This is a genomic window from Paraburkholderia sp. Clong3, assembly GCF_050436485.1.
GTDB lineage: Bacteria > Pseudomonadota > Gammaproteobacteria > Burkholderiales > Burkholderiaceae > Paraburkholderia > Paraburkholderia tuberum.
In genome coordinates this window covers 951,825-970,579 of sequence record NZ_JBNDMH010000003.1, presented here as the reverse complement: position 1 = coordinate 970,579, position 18,755 = coordinate 951,825, and the positions used below count along the sequence as shown (strand labels likewise).

The following is an 18,755-nucleotide window of genomic DNA, read 5'->3' as shown; positions in this document are numbered from 1 at the left end:
ATGAATAGATGCTTCAATATCCACTCGCTGGATCGACAGGAAATCCGATGAGCCCGAGTTCCGTTCCACCCCATCCACCGTCTTCGCCGTTGCCGGCCGTGTCTTCGGCGGCGCGGCGCGCCTGGATGGCCGTGCTGGCGCGCACGCCGCGCGCCGACCTCGAAGCCGCGCTGCAGCGCGCGCTGCAAGGCCGCCCCACCACCCCCGCCTACGACTGGCTGCGCCCCCCTGAAATCGGCCTCGCGATGGTGCGCGGGCGCATCGGCGGCAGCGGCGATCCGTTCAATCTCGGCGAAGCCACGGTTACGCGCGCCACGCTGCGTCTGCATGCCAGCGGCGACGCCGAAGCCACCGTCGGCGTCGCCTGCCATCTGGGACGCGACCGCCGTCGCGCCGAACTTGCCGCGCTCGCCGATGCCTTGCTGCAGATGCCCGAGCATCACGACAGCCTGCATCGTCAATTGATCGAGCCATTCGCCGCGCAACAGCAGGCCCGGGGCGCGCAACAGCAACAGGACGTCGCGGCGACGCGCGTCGAATTCTTCACGATGGTGCGAGGCGACTGATGGAACGTTCACCGATTGCGTTGTCCACGCTGACGCCGGGTTTCGCGGACCCGGTCCACGACACCCAGACCGTGTTTCGCACGCTGCTCGACGCGTTGTCGCGGCCCGGCACGATCGGCGTGATCCGCGACGTGCTGCCCGAGTTGCGCAACACGCCGGTCGAACCCGCCGCGTTTGCCGCACTGCTGACGCTCTGCGACTACGCGACGCCGGTGTGGCTCGCGCAGCCTGATCCCGCGCTCGCGTCGGCATTGCGTTTTCATACCGGCGCGCCGCTCGTCGATGCGCCCGGCAACGCCGCGTTCGTGTATGTGCACGATGCCGACGCGTTGCCATCGCTCGAAAGCTTCGCGCCCGGCAGCGCCGAGTCACCGGAACAATCGGCCACGTTGCTGATCCGCGTCGACGCGCTGACGGGCGGCGCAGCGGTCACGCTGAGCGGCCCCGGCATTCTGGATGCCGAAACGATTTCGCCGGTCGGTCTTCCCGCGCGGTTCTGGCAAGAACGCGCAATGCTCGCGCCGCTGTTTCCGTGCGGCATCGACTGTTATCTGGTTTGCGGCCCGCGCGTGATCGGCCTGCCGCGCACAACCGAAGCGAAGGTGAACTGATGTACGTTGCCGTCAAAGGTGGAGAACGCGCGATCGAAGCGTCGTGGCGCCTGCTCGACAAAGCGCGCCGCGGCGATACGCGAATCGCCGAGCTGAGCGTCGCGCAGATTCGCGAGCAGTTGCGGCTCGCGGTCGCACGCGTGATGACCGAAGGCTCGGTCTACGACGAGCAGCTTGCGGCGCTCGCAATCAAGCAGGCGGCCGGCGATCTGGTCGAGGCGATTTTCCTGCTGCGCGCGTATCGCACCACGTTGCCGCGCTTCGGCTATACGCGCGCCATCGATACCGAAACGATGCAGGTCGAGCGGCGCATCTCGGCGACCTTCAAGGACCTGCCCGGCGGCCAGCTGCTCGGCGCGACCTATGACTACACGCAGCGTCTGCTCGATTTCGCGTTGCTGGCCGATGGTGATGGCGCGCGGCAGGACGTGACGCGCGGCAACGCGCCCGTTCCGCAAGAACCGCCAGCGTCAGAATCGATGCCGCGAGTCGTGTCGCTGCTCGACAAGGAAGGCCTGATCGAACAGGAGCGCCCGACACCCGACGGCGCGGAACCCGGCGACCTGTCGCGTGAACCGCTCGCGTTTCCGGCGAGCCGCGCGACGCGTCTGCAAAATCTCGCGCGCGGCGACGAAGGCTTTCTGCTCGCGATGGGCTATGCGACGCAACGCGGCTACGCGCACTCGCATCCGTTCGCGGGCGAGATCCGTTTCGGCACGATCGCGGTCGAGATGGACCTCGACGAACTCGGCGAAGCGGTCGACATCGGCGATATCGACATCACCGAATGCCAGATGATCAACCAGTTCGCGGGCAGCGGCACGGTGCCGCCGACCTTCACGCAGGGCTACGGCCTCGCGTTCGGCCACTCGGAGCGCAAGGCGATGGCGATGGCGCTCGTCGATCGCGCGTTGCGCGCCGAAGAACTCGGCGAGACGCTCGCGTCACCGACGCAGGACATCGAGTTCATGCTGTCGCATAGCGACAACGTCGAGGCGTCGGGCTTCGTGCAGCACCTGAAGCTGCCGCATTACGTCGACTTCCAGGCGGAGCTGGAGCTGGTGCGGCGTTTGCGCGCGCAGCATCGCAGCAACGATGAAACAAGCCACGCCACCGACAAGGAGCAGGCAGCATGAACGCGCCCGACACCGCTGTTGCCAACACCTCATGCGACACCGCCGCGCACGGCTACAACTTCGCGTATCTCGACGAGCAGACCAAGCGCATGCTGCGCCGCGCGCTGCTGAAGGCAGTCGCCGTGCCGGGCTACCAGGTGCCGTTCGCGTCGCGCGAAATGCCGCTGCCGTATGGCTGGGGCACCGGCGGCATCCAGGTGACGGCCGCGATCATCGGCAGGACGGACACGCTGAAGGTCATCGATCAGGGCTCCGACGAAACCACCAACGCCGTCAACATCCGCCGCTTCTTCGCGCGCACCACGGGTGTGGCGACCACGCGGCACACGAGCGAAGCGACGATCATCCAGACGCGGCACCGGATTCCCGAAACGCCGTTGACCGAGCAGCAGATCCTCGTCTATCAGGTGCCGATGCCCGAGCCGCTGTACCGGCTCGAGCCGCGCGTCGCCGAATGCAAGACGCTGCATGCGCTCGCCGATTACGGGCTGATCAGCGTGAAACTGTACGAGGACATCGTGCATCACGGCAGCATCGCGACCACGTACGACTACCCCGTGATCGTCAATCATCGCTATCTGAGCTCGCCGTCGCCGATCCCGAAGTTCGACAATCCGAAGATGCATATGAACGCCGCGCTGCAACTGTTCGGCGCGGGCCGCGAGCGCCGCATTCACGCGATTCCGCCCTATACGCCGGTGCGCAGCCTCGACTTCGACGATCATCCGTTCGAAGTGCAGAAGTGGCAGCACGCGTGTGCGCTGTGCGGATCGAAGGAAAGCTTTCTCGACGAGATGATCGTCGACGATGCGGGCACGCGCATGTTCGTGTGCTCGGACAGCGACTACTGTCACGGGCGGCGCGGCGACGGCGACGGCGCTATCGAAGCGCAAGCGCCGCTGCCCCACGCCACGCGCGAAGGAGAATCCGCATGACGCCGCTTCTGAGCGCACGCGCGCTCACCAAACAATATGGCGGCCGCAACGGTTGCCGCAACGTGAGTTTCGATCTGTATCCGGGCGAAGTGCTGTGCATCGTCGGTGAATCGGGTTCGGGCAAGACCACGCTGCTCAACACGCTGGCGCTGAAGACCGAGGCCGATAGCGGCTCGCTGCACTACACCGCGTCGCATGGCGACTCGCTCGATCTGCGCGCGCTGTCCGAGCCGCGCCGCCGTCTGCTGACGCGCACCGAGTGGGGCTTCGTGCAGCAGAATCCGCGCGACGGCCTGCGCAGCGGCGTATCGGCCGGCGCCAACATCGGCGAGCCATTGATGGCGGTCGGCGCGCGCCACTACGGCGAAATTCGCCGCACAGCCACGCAATGGATGGAGCACGTCGAGCTCGACCCCACGCGCATCGACGAATTCCCCGCCGCGTTTTCGGGCGGTATGCAGCAACGTCTGCAGATCGCGCGCAATCTCGTCACCGGTCCGCGTCTGGTGTTCATGGACGAACCGACCGCCGGTCTCGACGTGTCCGTGCAGGCGCGTCTGCTCGATTTGCTGCGCACGCTGAGCTCGACGCTGCATCTGTCGGTGCTGATCGTCACGCACGATATCGGCGTCGCGCGTCTGCTCGCGCATCGGCTGATGGTGATGCAGGGGGGCGAAGTCGTCGAGGCGGGTCTGACCGATCAGGTGCTCGACGATCCGCAGCACCCGTATACGCAAACGCTGGTTTCCTCGGTTCTGCCGGTTTGAGGCTCACGATGCAATCCACTGAGGTAGTCAATGAAGCAGGCAGCGATGCACGCCACGGCGAGCGCGCTTTCGCCGACAACGCGGCGCTGATGCTGCGCGCCATCGGCATCGGCAAGACTTTCACGCTGCACGGCCAGGGCGGTGTGCGGATCGACGCGCTCGCGAACGTGTCGCTAGAGGTCGAGCGCGGTGAATGCGTGGTGCTGGTCGGGCCGTCGGGTGCGGGCAAGAGCACGCTGCTGCGCTGTCTGTACGGCAACTATCTGGCGAGCACCGGCTCGATTGCGATTCGCGACACCAGCGATCACGGTCGGCCCATTGCAATCACCGGTGCCGAAGCGCGTGACGTGCTGCGGCTGCGCCGTCGCGTGGTCGGCTATGTGAGCCAGTTTTTGCGCGTGATCCCGCGCGTGCCGACGCTTGCGCTGGTCGCCGAGCCGCTGGTCTTGCACGGCGTCGCCGAACCTGAAGCAAACGCGCGCGCCGCTGAATTGCTCGCGCGGCTGAACGTGCCGGAACGTCTGTGGTCCCTCGCGCCCGCGACATTTTCGGGCGGCGAACAGCAACGCGTGAACATCGCGCGAGGTTTGATCGCCGAACATCCGCTGCTGCTGCTCGACGAACCGACCGCTTCGCTCGATGCGGAAAACCGCGACGTTGTGGCCGATCTGATCGTCGAGGCGCGCGAGCGCGGCGCGGCGATCGTTGGTATCTTTCACGACGAAGAGACCCGCAACAAGGTCGCGACGCGCCGCCTGGAACTGCGGCCGCCGCTGCGGCACTAAATTGACACCAGTCCCGACTGACTACGGAGCAAGTCGATGTTGATCAGCAACGCTCGCATCGTGACGCGAGACGAAGAATTCATTGGCACCGTGCGCGTGGAAGACGGCGTGATTCGCGACGTCGAACGCGGCGCGGGTTTGGCGCGCGACGCCGAAGACTGGGACGGCGATTATCTGCTGCCCGGTCTGATCGAACTGCATACGGACAACCTCGAGAAGCACCTCGTGCCGCGTCCCGGCGTCGAATGGAATACCGACGCGGCCTTCGTGATTCACGACGCGCAGGTCGCCGCAGCCGGCATCACGACGGTATTCGACGCGCTCGCCATCGGCTCGCGCTCGAGCGTTGGGCTGCGTAACCGCGATGTGCAAACGCAATGCGCCGATTCGCTGCTGCGGCTGTCCACACGTCGACTGCTGCGCGCCGAGCACTTTCTGCATCTGCGCTGCGAGATCGCGACCGCCGACGTGCTCGAGGTATTCGATTCGCTGTGCGCGCATCCGCTGCTGCGGCTCGCGTCGGTGATGGACCATACGCCGGGCCAGCGCCAATGGCACGACCCCGAGCAATGGCGCCGCTTCCAGGAGCGCAACGGCAAGATGAGCGACGAGCGTGTCGCGAGCACGCTCGCCGAACTCGCGGTCGAACAGGAGCGTTACGCGGATGAGCACCGCCGCGAGATCGTCGCGCGTTGCCGGCGGCTCGGCATTCCGGTCGCGAGCCACGACGACACGCTGATCGAGCACGTCGAACAGGCGAAGGCCGAGGGCATCGTGCTCGCCGAATTCCCGACCACGCGCATCGCCGCGCAAGCCGCGCGCGAGCATGGCATCGCGACGATCATGGGCGCGCCGAACATCGTGCGTGGCGGCTCGCATTCGGGCAACGTGTCGGCGCTGGAACTCGCGCGCGCGGACCTGCTCGACATTCTGTCGTCGGATTACGTGCCGTCGAGCTTGCTGACCGCGGTGTTCGATCTCGTCGAAAAAGCGGGCTGGTCGCTGCCGCGCGCGATGGCAACGGTCTCGGCCGAGCCGGCGCGCACCGCCGGTCTCACGGACCGCGGCGCGATCGAGCCCGGCCTGCGCGCGGATCTCGTGCGCGTGACGATGCTCGACAAGCTGCCGGTGCCGCGCGCGACTTATCGCGCAGGGGTGCGGATCGTTTGAGTGGGCTGGTTGAGCGCGCCTGCGTCTCAGGTCGACAACGGCACACGCTCCGGCTCATTCGCGGCGCGATCGCGGCGTGGCAATAGAAAACCCTCAGCGGCGCGGGTAAAACCGCGTCACGCGGTGGGCTCCGCCTCGCGCCCCTCGGTCGCATCGCGCGCGGCGTGCGCCTGGGCCAGCTGGGCCTGGGCAGACCTCGCCTGCCCAGCCTGTTCGTCGAGTCGCATGGCGAGCAGATCCTGATAGCGCAGATACGCGCAACGGCCACCCGATTTCGCCGCATACATCGCGGCATCGGCGTTCAGCAGCAGTTCCTCGGCATTGCCGCTGTCGTGCGGGAACTCGCTGATGCCGATGCTCGCGCCGACCGTCATGCTATTGCCGTCGACGGTCAGCGTTTCGTTCAGCGCGTCCATGATGCGCTCGGCGATTTCTGGCGTGACCTCGGCCGCGCGCTGCCCTTCGATCAGCACGATGAATTCGTCGCCGCCCAGCCGCGCGACCACGTCCCCGGCATACAGCACGTCCTTCAGACGGCGTGCGACCGCGACCAGCACCTTGTCGCCGACCGAGTGACCGAACTGATCGTTGATCTGCTTGAAGCGGTCGAGGTCGACGAACAGCACGGCGAGGCCTTCGCGGCGGAAGCTTGCCTCCTCGATCGCGTTCTCGAGCTTCTGCATGAACAGCATGCGGTTCGGCAAACCGGTCAGCACGTCGTGCGAGGCCAGATGCACGAGCTCGCTCTGCTTGCTGTGCAGCGTATCCATCTGCGCGCGGATTTCGCAACGCAAACGCTCGAAGCAGCGCGCGAGCACGCCGATTTCGTCGGTGCGTTTGAGCGGTAAGGTGTGCATCGCGTGGTCGGCGAACAGGTGCGTCGCCGCATACGCGAGCAGATGCAGCGGCTTGGTCAGCGCTCGCGCGAACAGGATCGCCAGCAGTACCGACAATGCGCTGAACACCAGCACCATGCGAATGATCCGCGTACCGAGCTGATTGGCGCCGGTCAGCACGTCCTCGAGCGGCTTCGCGAGACCGAGCACGATGAAGCGGTTGCCCTCGGAACCGCCGAACGGCCGCCGCACGAACGCGAGCACACGGCCGGCCGCCTCGCCGGGTCTCGCGAGACCGTTGATGAGCACCTCGCTTTGGCGTTGCTCGAACAGCTGCTTCGTGGCCGGGAAGCTGTCCTGCATCAGCACGCGCCGGCCGCGGTCGAAGCCGAAGGTTTTCGACGCGTCGGGATGGATCAGGAAGTCGCCCCACTCGTTCGCCAGATAGACCTGATAGTCGCTCGGCAGATCGCTCTGCAAACGCCGCAGCATGCCGGCCAGATCGACGTCGATTACGACGACGCCGACCACCGTGCCGCGCGCATCCGCGATCGGCGTGCCGAGACGCAGCGTCGGCTTGCCTTGCGCCGCATGCGTGCCGGATTCGTGATTGACCGAAATCGGCGACGTGTAGATGCGGCCCGGCGAAAACGCGAGCGTTTCGAATACGTAGGGAAACTGAGCTTTTTCCTGCAAATCGTCACCCTCTACGCGCACGAGGCCATCGCTGTCGCGATCGAAACGGATCAGTTCGAGACCGTGATGCTGCCGCGTGATCAGCCGCACCTGCAGATACTCCGGGTGGTGCAGCATGAAGCTCGAATACACCTGCGCGAGCCGCTCGCGGCCGAGGTTCGGGCCGATACCGTCGTCGGTCTGCGCGACGCTCACCGACGACGGCATCGTCGCGAGCACGAGCGCGTCCGCCGCGACGTCGTCGATCGATACCGCGATGCGCTGGCCGAGCAGCTCCGTCGACGTCTGCAGGCTGTGCTCCGCTTCGTTGACCAGCATCGTGCGATTCGCGCGATACGCGTAATAGCCGGTCGCGCCCGACGCCAGCACGCCGATGCACGCGAGCAGCACGGATAGCTTGAAGGTCAGGCCGCGATGCAGCATCAGAAGCGCTCCGAACGGTCGCCCGACACGATGCGCGTCCACAGTTGCTCGCGGCGCTCGATATCTTCCACCGGACTGATCCAGACGATGTGCGCGTTGGCGCTGCCTTCGGCCGGCTCGGTCAGCGTGTTCGCGAGCCCCTGGCGCTGTGTCAGCAACGCGCTCACGCTCGGCTCGAGCATGTAGTTGATCCATGCGAGCGCGAGCGGCTGGTCGCTCGCCGCGCGCGTCATCGACCAGCAATCGAGCCACGCGAGCGCGCCTTCGTCCGGAATCACGTAGCCGACGTCGGCGCCCGCGCGCCGCAGCAACTGCACCTGCTGCGTGCCGTAGTTGCCGAACATCAACGCGACCTTGTGCTGGATGAAGAATGCGGTCGCCTCCTCGGGCAGCGTGTAGTAGGTCAGCAGGTTGCGGCGCAGATCGACGAGCTTGTGCGCGATCGTACGCATCTGCGCGGGGTCGAGTTGAAACGGATGCGGATAGCCGAGCGCAAGCGCGGTGAACGAGAAGTTGTGCTGCGCGCTATTGAAGTCGAGCACCTTGCCACGATAGCGCGGGTTCCACAGTTCGAGCATCGAATGCGGCGCAACCGGAATCTGCTTGCGATCGTAGATGAGTCCCATCGACGAATACGTGAACGGAATCGCGTATACCTTGCCCGCCGAGGTCAGGCCGTCGATCGAGCCGAGCGCCTGGAAACGCGGCAACTGCTTCTTCGTATTCGGCAGACTCGCGAGATCGAGCGGCGCGAGCAGATTCGCCTGCGTATAGCGGCGGATTTCGGCGGTGTTGGCGGCGAGTACGTCGAACGGCGGCGCGCCCTTGCTGTGCATCTGCGCCCACAGCGCCTCATCGGAATCGACGAGCGTGACCTCGACCTTCGCGCCGTAGCGCGCTTCGAACGCCTTCACGACGTCCGGGTCCGCATAGCCGGGCCATGCGAGAACGTGCAGCACTTTCTCGGCGGCCGCTGCGGGCGTCGCCGCGCCGAAACCCGCGCACAGCAATGCGCCTATCAGAACGCGCGACACGCGGGGTAAAAACCCGGAAAAAACGTCGCACGAAAATCCGGATGCGCCAATCGATGAAAATTCCGATGTAACGCTCGACAAAAAACTGTCAAAAAAACGGCGTTGCAATAATGCCGCGCGAGCCCGCACGCCGGCGCTCGTGATTCGTCGCTTAAAAGTCTGTTTACGACAGCCTGTTCGATCCGCCGTGAACAACATCGTGTGCATGCATAACACCGTTGAGCAGAAAGGCCATGTGAGCGAGCGCAAACGCGCGGAATTTGAATCTTGACGGCCGTCCGACGACCTGCGCCCGAGCGATCCCCGCCTGCGCGGGCGGCCGGCGTCCAACGCAGGGAGCATCGATGATAGCGCCAAAGCCTTTGTTTTTGCACCGGTTCGAAACGGCGGGGCAAAAATATCGGTGCTGGTAATAACGTGCAAGGCAATAGCCTCGAGGCTGTTCTTAATTAACGGCAAATTCAGCCGCGAGCTTTAACGATCCGTCCACGTTTCAAACTCGCGTTTCAAACCGGTCTTCGGTGAACTCGCGAGAAAACCGGCGTAAATCCCAGTCGATTACGCTCGCCGGCCCTTCGTATTACCGCTCGTGCATTGCATCCGCGTTACGCAAACCCTACCAACGGTGTACGATCCGGCCACACCGGCTGGGGCGCAAGCGTTGCTCTAGAGGGCCTCCTCCGCGCCATCCGGTGTTTTACTAGCTTCCCAATATTTTTGAACTGATAAGCTTGGCGCGCGTTGCAGGCCACCCCGGCTTGCATCCTGACCAGAAGCCCGTTTGCGAGTCGCGCCGGGCGTCCCGAGGCGGCACAACCGCCGAGGGCGTAATTGAACTACACCGAGGAGTAAAAACAGTGAAAAAACTGCTAGCGGCTTTGACGGTTGCTCTGCTTGCCACCGTCTCGATTGGCGCGCACGCTAAAGATTGGTCGACGATCCGTTTTGGTGTTGATGCCAGCTATCCCCCGTTCGAGTCGAAAGGCGCGGACGGCAAGCTCGTTGGCTTCGATATCGACCTCGGCAACGAAATCTGCAAGCGCGTCGGTGCGAAGTGCGTGTGGGTGGAAAACGACTTCGACGGCATGATCCCGGCACTGAAGGCGAAGAAGTTCGACGGCGGTGCTGTCGTCGATGTCGATGACGCCGCAACGCGCCGAACAGATCGCTTTCTCGTCGAAGCTGTTCAACACGCCGACGCGCCTCGTCGCGAAGCAGGGCTCGGGCATCCTGCCGACCGCTGAATCGCTGAAGGGCAAGACGGTGGGCGTCGAACAGGGCACCATCCAGGAAACCTACGCGAAGACCTACTGGGAACCGGCGGGCGCGAAAGTCGTGGCGTATCAGAACCAGGACCAGGTCTATGCCGACCTGATCTCGGGCCGTCTGGACGCAGCGCTGCAAGACGCGGTGCAGGCTGACCAGGGCTTCCTGAAGACGCCGCGCGGCAAGGGCTTCGCGTTCGTCGGCAAGGACCTCGACGATCCGAAGATCCTCGGCAATGGCGCCGGCATCGGCATGCGCAAGGAAGACACCGATCTGAAGGTGAAGGTCGACAAGGCGATCGCCGACATGATCAAGGACGGCACCTACAAGAAGATCGAGAAGAAGTACTTCGACTTCGACGTGTACGGCAGCTAAATTGCCCACGCGCGCCGTACGGCGCGCCGGCAGCGTGTCCGAAACGGGCTCCGCGACGCGGAGCCCGTTTTGTTTTTGCGGCTCCACATCTAGCCACATCAAGCCACATCGTGTGGCATATCGGCTAAGATCGTGCGAGACGCGGCTCCCCTGAGACAGGTTGCCGCAGTCCGCGCATGCGGACCACGCGCGCTGCCGGCGCGCATCTTTCCCCTTGCAATCAACCACCTAGCGCGGCTGCTCCGACCGGGCCGCGAAGCCAAAACCATGCAAACCCTGACCCATCCGCTGATCGCCCCGTCGCTTGGCACCGCCCGTGAACTGACGAGTTTCCACTACGGTCCCGGCGGCGGCCAGAAAATCTATATCCAGTCGTCGCTGCATGCGGACGAACTGCCCGGGATGCTGGTGTCGTGGTCGCTGCGCCGCAAGCTGGCCGCGCTCGAAGCCGCGGGCAAGCTGCGTGGCGAAGTCGTGGTCGTGCCGGTGCCGAATCCGATCGGCCTTAATCAGCATCTGCTCGGCCAGATGCTCGGCCGCTTCGAAACCGGCAGCGCGCAGAACTTCAACCGCAACTTCTACGACCTCGCGGAACTCGTGCAGCCGTTCATCGAATCGCGTCTGACCAGCGACATCGACGCGAACCGCGCCGCCATCCGCACGGCGATGCGCGAAGCGCTCGACGCGCAGCAGCCGACCACCGAACTCGGCTCGCAACGCCTCGCGCTGCAAAAGCTCTCGTACGACGCCGACGTCGTGCTCGATCTGCATTGCGACTGGGAAGCCGCGATGCACCTGTACACCAATCCGGACCTGTGGCCCGAAGTCGAGCCGCTCGCGCGCTACCTGGACGCGAAGGCGTCGCTGCTCGCGCTGAATTCGGTCGGCAATCCGTTCGACGAGATCCACAGCTTCTGCTGGTCGGATCTGCGCGGCCGTTTCGGCGAGCGCTTCCCGATCCCGAACGGCGGCATCTCGGTCACGATCGAGCTGCGCGGCCAGCGCGATGTGTCGTACGAACTCGCGGAAAAAGACGCGCAGGCGATCATCGAGTATCTGACCTCGCGCGGCGTAGTCGACGGCGAGCCGGCGCCGATGCCGGCGCTCGAATTCGCGGCGACGCCGCTCGCAGGCGCCGAGCCGCTCGTCGCGCCGATCAGCGGCGTGCTCGTCTACCGCTGCGCGGTCGGCACGTGGGTGGACGTGGGCCAGGAAATCGCGGACATCGTCGATCCGTTGACGGACCGCGTCGTCACGATCAAAAACACCGTGGCCGGCGTGCTGTACGCGCGGCATCTGGCGCGGTTCGCGACGGCCGGCCTCGAATTCGCGCGCATCGCCGGCCAGACGCCGTTCCGCAGCGGCTCGTTGCTGAGCAACTGACGCCAGAGCCGCTGCGACCGTCGCTGCTGTCGCGGCCGGCCATGTAACTGAATTTTCACGCACCAGCTGAAATCACCCATCGCCCGCCGCCAGGCGGGCGATTCGCTGCCACGCGTCCAGCCTCGCTCCAGGGTCGACCGACCCGCCCCGCCACCGATACATCCGCTGCTGGCGCACACGCAAAGTGTCGCGCCGACACGACACCGTGAAAGATATCTTTCAGTGTCACATACCTTACTCAGCGTTCCCTTAAATTGCCGGCCATCGCGCGACGTTGCCGCAGAGCAGCGCGTCGCGATCGCCAAAATTTGCTAACTCGGAGAAGTATGTTGAACAAGAAAATCCTGACCGCCGCTACGTTTGCCGTCTTCGCCTCCGCCGCTCACGCACAAAGCAGCGTCACGCTGTACGGCCTGATCGATGCCGGTATCAGCTACGTGAACAACTCGAAAACGGCCACCGGCCACAGCAGCCTGACCAAGTACGACGACGGCGTCGCGAACGGCAGCCGTTGGGGCCTGCGTGGCACGGAAGACCTCGGTAACGGCCTGAAGGCGCTGTTCGTGTTGGAAAACGGCTTCAACAGCGGGAACGGCACCGCCGGCCAGGGCGGCGCGATGTTCGGGCGCCAGGCGTACGTCGGCGTGTCGCAGAACAACGTCGGCTCGCTGACGTTCGGTCGCCAGTACTCGTTCTCGACCGACTACCTCGGCTCCAACTACGCGACCGGCGGCCAGACCGTCGCGGGCAACTACGCTTACCACATCAACGACGTCGACCAGCTCACGTCGAGCCGTATCAACAACTCGGTCAAGTTCAGCAGCGCGAACTTCTCCGGCCTGACCTTCGGCGCGATGTACGGCTTCTCGAACACGGCAGGCGGCTTTGCCGGCACGCCGGGTACGGGCACGTCCGCTGCCCCGGTGGCAGGTTCGTCGCGCGCTTACAGCTTCGGCGCGAACTACGCGAACGGCCCGTTCGGTATCGGCGCGGCGTACACGGACATCCGTTATCCGGGCCAGGCATCGCCGGCCTTCTCGACTTCGCTGGCAAACGTCACCTTCCCGACGATCGGCAACGGCCAGATCCAGGATCTGCGCACGTTCGGCGTTGGCGGCCGCTACGCATTCGGCCCGGCGACGCTGTGGGCCCTGTACACGAACACGCGCCTCGCACCGATCTCGGGTGGGTCGACCACGTTCGCCGCCTACGAAGCAGGCGCGAAGTACGCAATCACGCCGGCTATCACGGCAGGCGCGGGCTACACGTACATGCACCTGAGCGGCGCGAACGTCGGTCACTGGAACCAGGTGAACCTGAGCGGCGACTACGCGCTGTCGAAGCGCACGGACGTGTACGTGCTGGGCATCTATCAGATCGCGTCGGGCCGCAACGGCACGCAGGATCTGCAGGCACAGATCGGTTCGAGCTCGAGCTACTTCAGCACGTCGGGCGTCGGCGCCGACAACCAGCTGGCGTTCCGTCTCGGTCTGCGTCACAAGTTCTAAGCAGACGGTTCGCGGTGGGGAACATCTGTGTTCCCTGCCTGATCGAATCGATGGAAAGCGCCCTACGGGGCGCTTTTTCTTTTGCGGCGCGAAGTCGGTCGGGCAACGCCGGATTCTCGATCGCGCCCGTCAGCAATTCGACGAACGCCGGATCGAACGCGAGGCCTTCGAGACTGCATGCGATATCGAATAGCTGGGTCATCTCGATTCTGCTTTGCCGTTTCGGCAACGATATCTGCCAAATATTGTAATTGTCTATAAATATCGTCCACCCCAACATCGGGTCACACGCTTCGATCCCGCGCCCGCGCCGCTCACGCGACACTGCCGGCGCGCCTCCCAATGCCGCCAGAGGACTTCGTCATGAGCATGGACTCCGTCACCACCGCCGACGCGCTCGCGCGGCACACTTCGCGCTCGAGCGTATCGCGGCTGATTCTCGCGACCTCGATCGGCAACGCACTGGAGTTCTACGATCTGGTCGTGTACGGCTACTTCGCGGCCGTGCTGTCGCGCACGTTTTTTCCGGTGCACGACCGCACCGTGTCGCTGCTGCTCACGCTCGGCACCTTCGCGCTGTCGTATCTCGCGCGACCGATCGGCGCGCTCGCGCTCGGCTCGTTCAGCGACCGCAAAGGCCGCAAGGCATCGTTGACGCTATCGATTGCGATGATGACGCTCGGCACCAGCATGATCGCGTTGATGCCGTCGTATGCGGCGATCGGCGTGCTCGCGCCGATCGGCGTATTCGCGTCGCGGCTGTTGCAGGGATTCTCGGCGGGCGGCGAGTTCGGCAGTTCGACCGCGTTTCTGATCGAACATGCGCCGGAGCGCAAAGGCTTCATGGCGAGCTGGCAGTTCTCGAGCCAGGGCGCGAGCACGGTGCTGGCGTCGCTGTTCGGCGCGGTGTTGACGAGCACGCTGACGACCGCGCAACTCGAAGGCTGGGGCTGGCGCATTCCGTTCCTGTTCGGCATGCTGATCGGTCCGGTCGGGCTCTACATTCGCCGCCGCATCGACGAAACGCCGGAGTTCGAGCGCGCGGAAAAATCCGCCGCGCCGGTGCGAGAACTGCTCGCGACGCAAAAGGAACGGGTGCTCGTGTCGATCGGCGTGCTCGTGCTGACCACCACGGCCAACTACATGCTGCTCTACATGCCGACCTACGCGGCGCGGCAGCTCGGACTCGCACCGTCGTCGGGCTTCATCGCGACGCTCGCGGCCGGTCTGATCATGATGATGCTCACGCCGGTGGTCGGTCATCTGTCGGACAAGGTGGGCCGCGTGCGCATCATGCTCGGCGCCGGCGTGCTGTTCTTCGCGACCGTGTATCCCGCCTTCGTGCTGATGAACGCGCGCCCGTCGCTCGGCTCGTTGCTTGCCGCGGTCACGTGGGTCGCGTTGCTGAAGGCGACCTACTTCGCGCCGATTCCGGCCTTGATGTCCGAGTTGTTCCCGACCCGCACGCGCACGACCGGCATGGCGTTCGGCTACAACATCGGCACCACCGTGTTCGGGGGCTTCACGCCGCTCGCCGTTGCCGCGCTGATCGCGGCGACCGGCAATAATCTCGCGCCCGGACTCTATCTGATGCTCGCGGCCGTGCTCAGCCTTTTCACCGTGATGTGGGCACGCGTGCGACTGCACGCACGCTGAGTTTCTGCCTCGCGGGCTTCGTTGAACCGACAGGACCTTATCCATGCAAGACCGTTTGCAGCAAGCCGTGCAGTTCGCGGTGGATCATGAATCGCTTTGGGACCGCCATGTGGGCGGCGCATGGGGTGTGCACGTGAACGACCCGCCGCCGTGGAACAGGCTGCTCGGTCCCGTGCATGATCGCGGGCCGGTGTCGGGCGCGATCGCGGTCGACGGCCGCGTGCTGACGAGCTGGGGCGAACCGGATCGCGCCGACCTGACCTTCAGTGTCGCGAAGATGTACCTCGCGCTGCTGGCCGGCGTCGCTCACGATCGCGGCCTGTTGCCCGACGTCGACGAACCGGTGCGCGTGCGCGTACCCGACATCGGCTTCGACGACGAACACAACGCGCCGATCAGCTGGGCGCATCTGCTGCAGCAAACGAGCGAATGGCGCGGCACGTACTTCGGTTTGTCGGATCAGGCGGATCACTACCGTGCAGTCAATTTCGCCGCGCCGCCCGATGGCAAAAAAGGCGATCTGCGTCCGCCGCAACGGCCGGGCACGTACTGGGAATACAACGACGTCCGCATCAACCAGTTCTCGCTCGCGCTGCTGCATCTGTTCCGTCAGCCGCTGCCCGAGGTGTTTCGCGAAGCGATCATGCGGCCTTCGGGCGCGAGCGAAAACTGGCAATGGGTCGGCTACGATAATGCGTGGGTCGAAATCGACGGGCGACGCATGCAGTCGGTGCCGGGCGGCACGCACTGGGGCGGCGGCATATCGGTCAGCGCGAACGATCAGTTGAAGGTCGCACAGATGCTGCTCGACGACGGCGTCGCGAACGGCCAGCGCGTGCTGTCGTCCGAATGGATCGCGCGCATGCGCACGCCGTGCGCGATCGCGCCGTTCTATGGCTACCTCGTGTGGCTCAACACCGGGCGCAAGGTGTTCCCGAACGTGCCGGAGTCGAGCTATTTCGGTGTCGGCGCAGGCAGTTCGTTCACGTGGGTCGAACCGGAGCGGCGCATGACGGTGGTCGTGCGCTGGCTGAATCCGGCCGCGGCGAACGAGTTCTTCGGGCTCGTGCTCGACGCGGTCGACAACCTCGGCCAATAGCCGTTAGCGGCGCACCTTCCAAGGCAGCTGCGCCGCGAACGCCAACGACAGATCAAAAAAATGCGGGCGATGCACGAATGCATCGCCCGCACGGTCATGGGCCGAGCCGTTGCCGTTGCAACGGCGCGTCAGTGCGAATGCCGCGGCACCGCGGAACCTCGACACCCCACGAGGAAGTCGAGGTCGCAACCCTCATCGGCCTGCAGCACGTGATCGATATACAGGCGCCGGTAGCCGCCACCTTCCGGCGGCGGGGGCGGCACATGCTGCGCGAGACGGCGCTCGAGTTCCGCGTCGCTGACATCGAGGTGCAGCGTGCCCGCGTCGCAATCGAGCTCGATCCAGTCGCCGTCCTGCACCGCGGCGAGCGGGCCGCCGGCCGCCGCTTCCGGCGTCACGTGCAGCACCACGGTGCCGTAGGCGGTGCCGCTCATGCGCGCATCGGAAATGCGCACCATGTCCTTCACGCCCTGCCTCAGCAGCTTCGGCGGCAGGCCCATGTTGCCGACTTCGGCCATGCCCGGATAACCCTTCGGCCCGCAGTTCTTCATCACCAACACCGAATTCGCGTCGACGTCGAGCGTCTCGTCGACGATGCGCGCCTTGTAGTGCTCCAGGTTCTCGAACACGACCGCGCGTCCGCGATGCTTGAGCAACCCGGGTGTCGCCGCCGACGGCTTCAGCACCGCGCCGCGCGGCGCGAGATTGCCGCGCAGCACGCGGATGCCGCCATCGGCGACGAGCGGCTTGTCGAGCGGACGGATCACTTCGTCGTTGGTGTTGGGTGCATCCTTCACGTTGTCCCACAGCGACTTGCCGTTGACCGTCAACGCGTCCGGATGCGGCAGCAGGTTCGCTTCGCCGAGCCGGCGCAGCACGGCCGGCAGGCCGCCCGCGTAATAAAACTCTTCCATCAGGAAACGGCCCGACGGCATCAGGTCGACGATCGTCGGCGTGTCGCGGCCGATGCGCACCCAGTCGTCGAGTTCGAGATCGATACCGATGCGCCCCGCGATCGCCTTCAGATGAATCACCGCGTTGGTCGAGCCGCCGATCGCCGCATTGACGCGAATCGCGTTGACGAACGCCTCGCGCGTGAGGATCTTCGACAGCTTCAGGTCTTCGAGCGCCATGTCGACGATCCGGATTCCCGACATATGCGCAAGCACGTAGCGGCGCGAGTCGACCGCGGGAATCGCCGCGTTGTGCGGCAGCGACGTGCCGAGCGCCTCGGCCATGCAGGCCATCGTCGACGCGGTGCCCATCGTGTTGCAGGTGCCCGCCGAGCGCGACATGCCCGCCTCGGCCGACAGGAACTGATGCAGATCGATCTCGCCGGCCTTCAGCGATTCGTGCAGCTGCCACACCGCGGTGCCAGAGCCGATGTTCTTGCCGTCGAGCTTGCCGTTCAGCATCGGGCCGCCGGTCACGACGATCGCCGGCACGTCGCAGCTCGCCGCGCCCATCAGCAGCGCGGGGGTCGTCTTGTCGCAGCCGGTCAGCAGCACGACCGCGTCGATCGGATTGCCGCGGATTGCCTCCTCGACATCCATCGCCGCGAGATTGCGCGTGAGCATCGCGGTCGGACGCAGATTCGATTCGCCGTTGGAAAACACCGGGAACTCGACCGGGAAGCCGCCCGCTTCATAGACGCCGCGCTTCACGTGCTCGGCGAGCTTGCGAAAGTGCGCGTTGCACGGCGTCAGCTCGGACCACGTGTTGCAGATACCGATCACGGGACGCCCGTCGAACTCATGATCGGGAATGCCCTGATTCTTCATCCAGCTTCGATACATGAAGCCGTTCTTGTCAGCCGTGCCGAACCACTCGGCCGAGCGCAATTTCCGCTTTTTTTCCGACATGCTAGGTCCTTGATGCATGTGCCGGGACCCTCACCGGCCAATTTGACTGAAGCGGCCCGCCCGGCGCTACGGCGCAAGGTTGCCGCTCAGGGTCCAGGGATGGTGAAGTGTACGGAGCGAGTCGATATCTTTCCAATTATATTTTTGGCGATATCGATATCAATTCTGGTATCGACTCACCGGGGTTCGCGGCGGGGCTGGCGAGCAAACTGTGCCGGCCTCAGGCGTCGCCGGACGCCCGCTTACGGCCGGCTTTCGGCAGTGCACCGCGCATGTTCTTCTTGAGATGATTCTGGTTATAGTCGATTGCGGCGCGCACCAGCGCTTTCAGTGCGCGCTCGTCGACCCCGTCGCTCTCGAAGAAGTCGATCGCGCGCCGCGCGTTGCCTTCGAGGCCTGCGTTGAACAAGCCGTCCGGGTCGGCCAGGCCCGCCCCATGCGCGAAGGTCAGCTTGACCTTACCCTTGTGCGCGTTGGCGACCGCGATCATGCCGTCGCGCGACCAGACCGGGCTACCCATCCACTTGAATTCCTCGACGATCGCCGGGTCCGCCGCGAGCACGCATCGACGGATGCGAGCGAAGGTTACGCCGCGCCAGTCGGTGAGTCCCGCGATCAGTTCGTCGATACGTTCGGATGCGTTCATT

The 18,755-nt window shown here is 65.0% G+C and carries 15 protein-coding genes and 1 pseudogene; 12 read left to right on the top strand and 4 right to left on the bottom strand.

The annotated features are described in order from the left end of the window. Positions 1-47 precede the first annotated feature (47 nt). From phnG to OKW30_RS27850, 7 genes are read left to right on the top strand one after another with little or no spacing between them, the layout of a single operon-like run. Positions 48-566: a phosphonate C-P lyase system protein PhnG gene (phnG, locus tag OKW30_RS27880; RefSeq protein WP_429348196.1), complete on the top strand. Its 519-nt coding sequence runs from the start codon at positions 48-50 to the stop codon at positions 564-566. After that, complete coding sequence (gene phnH / locus OKW30_RS27875) at positions 566-1,177, top strand: phosphonate C-P lyase system protein PhnH (protein WP_429348195.1); 612 nt, start codon at positions 566-568, stop codon at positions 1,175-1,177. The genes phnG and phnH overlap by 1 nt, the downstream gene beginning before the upstream one ends. Next, a complete protein-coding gene (locus OKW30_RS27870) occupies positions 1,177-2,313 on the top strand; it encodes a carbon-phosphorus lyase complex subunit PhnI (protein ID WP_429348194.1) in 1,137 nt (378 codons plus the stop codon). The genes phnH and OKW30_RS27870 overlap by 1 nt, the downstream gene beginning before the upstream one ends. Beyond that, positions 2,310-3,248, top strand: coding sequence for an alpha-D-ribose 1-methylphosphonate 5-phosphate C-P-lyase PhnJ (locus tag OKW30_RS27865; RefSeq protein WP_429348193.1), 939 nt, complete (start codon positions 2,310-2,312; stop codon positions 3,246-3,248). Before OKW30_RS27870 ends, OKW30_RS27865 begins: the two co-directional genes overlap by 4 nt. Continuing rightward, positions 3,245-4,015: a phosphonate C-P lyase system protein PhnK gene (gene phnK, locus OKW30_RS27860; protein ID WP_187629601.1), complete on the top strand. Its 771-nt coding sequence runs from the start codon at positions 3,245-3,247 to the stop codon at positions 4,013-4,015. Before OKW30_RS27865 ends, phnK begins: the two co-directional genes overlap by 4 nt. A gap of 8 nt (positions 4,016-4,023) precedes the next feature. Continuing rightward, the gene (gene phnL / locus OKW30_RS27855; protein ID WP_429348192.1) at positions 4,024-4,800 is read left to right on the top strand and encodes a phosphonate C-P lyase system protein PhnL; all 777 of its coding nucleotides are present in this window, start codon (positions 4,024-4,026) and stop codon (positions 4,798-4,800) included. Positions 4,801-4,836: 36 nt separating this feature from the next. Next, positions 4,837-5,970, top strand: coding sequence for an alpha-D-ribose 1-methylphosphonate 5-triphosphate diphosphatase (locus OKW30_RS27850; protein ID WP_187618100.1), 1,134 nt, complete (start codon positions 4,837-4,839; stop codon positions 5,968-5,970). A 116-nt stretch (positions 5,971-6,086) separates the two neighbouring features. Here the strand turns inward: OKW30_RS27850 and OKW30_RS27845 are convergent, their stop codons facing one another. Further along, positions 6,087-7,925 carry a diguanylate cyclase domain-containing protein gene (locus tag OKW30_RS27845; protein ID WP_429348191.1) on the bottom strand — a complete coding sequence of 613 codons (1,839 nt, stop codon included), beginning with the start codon at positions 7,923-7,925 and terminating at the stop codon, positions 6,087-6,089. Next, complete coding sequence (locus tag OKW30_RS27840; RefSeq protein WP_429348190.1) at positions 7,925-9,166, bottom strand: extracellular solute-binding protein; 1,242 nt, start codon at positions 9,164-9,166, stop codon at positions 7,925-7,927. Before OKW30_RS27840 ends, OKW30_RS27845 begins: the two co-directional genes overlap by 1 nt. A gap of 650 nt (positions 9,167-9,816) precedes the next feature. Between OKW30_RS27840 and OKW30_RS27835 the strand changes: the two are divergent. From OKW30_RS27835 to OKW30_RS27815, 5 genes and pseudogenes are all read left to right on the top strand, one after another. Then, a pseudogene (locus tag OKW30_RS27835) lies at positions 9,817-10,600 on the top strand (ABC transporter substrate-binding protein). Positions 10,601-10,867: 267 nt separating this feature from the next. Continuing rightward, positions 10,868-11,983, top strand: coding sequence for a succinylglutamate desuccinylase/aspartoacylase family protein (locus tag OKW30_RS27830; protein ID WP_429348189.1), 1,116 nt, complete (start codon positions 10,868-10,870; stop codon positions 11,981-11,983). A gap of 329 nt (positions 11,984-12,312) precedes the next feature. Next, a complete protein-coding gene (locus tag OKW30_RS27825) occupies positions 12,313-13,491 on the top strand; it encodes a porin (protein ID WP_429348188.1) in 1,179 nt (392 codons plus the stop codon). A 363-nt stretch (positions 13,492-13,854) separates the two neighbouring features. Further along, positions 13,855-15,147 (top strand): MFS transporter, encoded by a 1,293-nt coding sequence (locus OKW30_RS27820; protein WP_184073377.1) that lies wholly within the window; start codon positions 13,855-13,857, stop codon positions 15,145-15,147. 43 nt (positions 15,148-15,190) lie between these two features. Further along, positions 15,191-16,246, top strand: a complete 1,056-nt coding sequence (locus OKW30_RS27815; protein WP_429348187.1) for a serine hydrolase domain-containing protein — start codon at positions 15,191-15,193, stop codon at positions 16,244-16,246. Between the two features lie 128 nt (positions 16,247-16,374). Here OKW30_RS27815 and OKW30_RS27810 read toward each other — a convergent pair whose 3' ends face one another. After that, positions 16,375-18,108 carry an IlvD/Edd family dehydratase gene (locus tag OKW30_RS27810; RefSeq protein ID WP_429348186.1) on the bottom strand — a complete coding sequence of 578 codons (1,734 nt, stop codon included), beginning with the start codon at positions 18,106-18,108 and terminating at the stop codon, positions 16,375-16,377. A gap of 220 nt (positions 18,109-18,328) precedes the next feature. Further along, on the bottom strand, positions 18,329-18,754 hold the full coding sequence (locus tag OKW30_RS27805) for a DUF1801 domain-containing protein (protein WP_429348185.1): 426 nt from the start codon (positions 18,752-18,754) through the stop codon (positions 18,329-18,331). Position 18,755 lies beyond the last annotated feature (1 nt).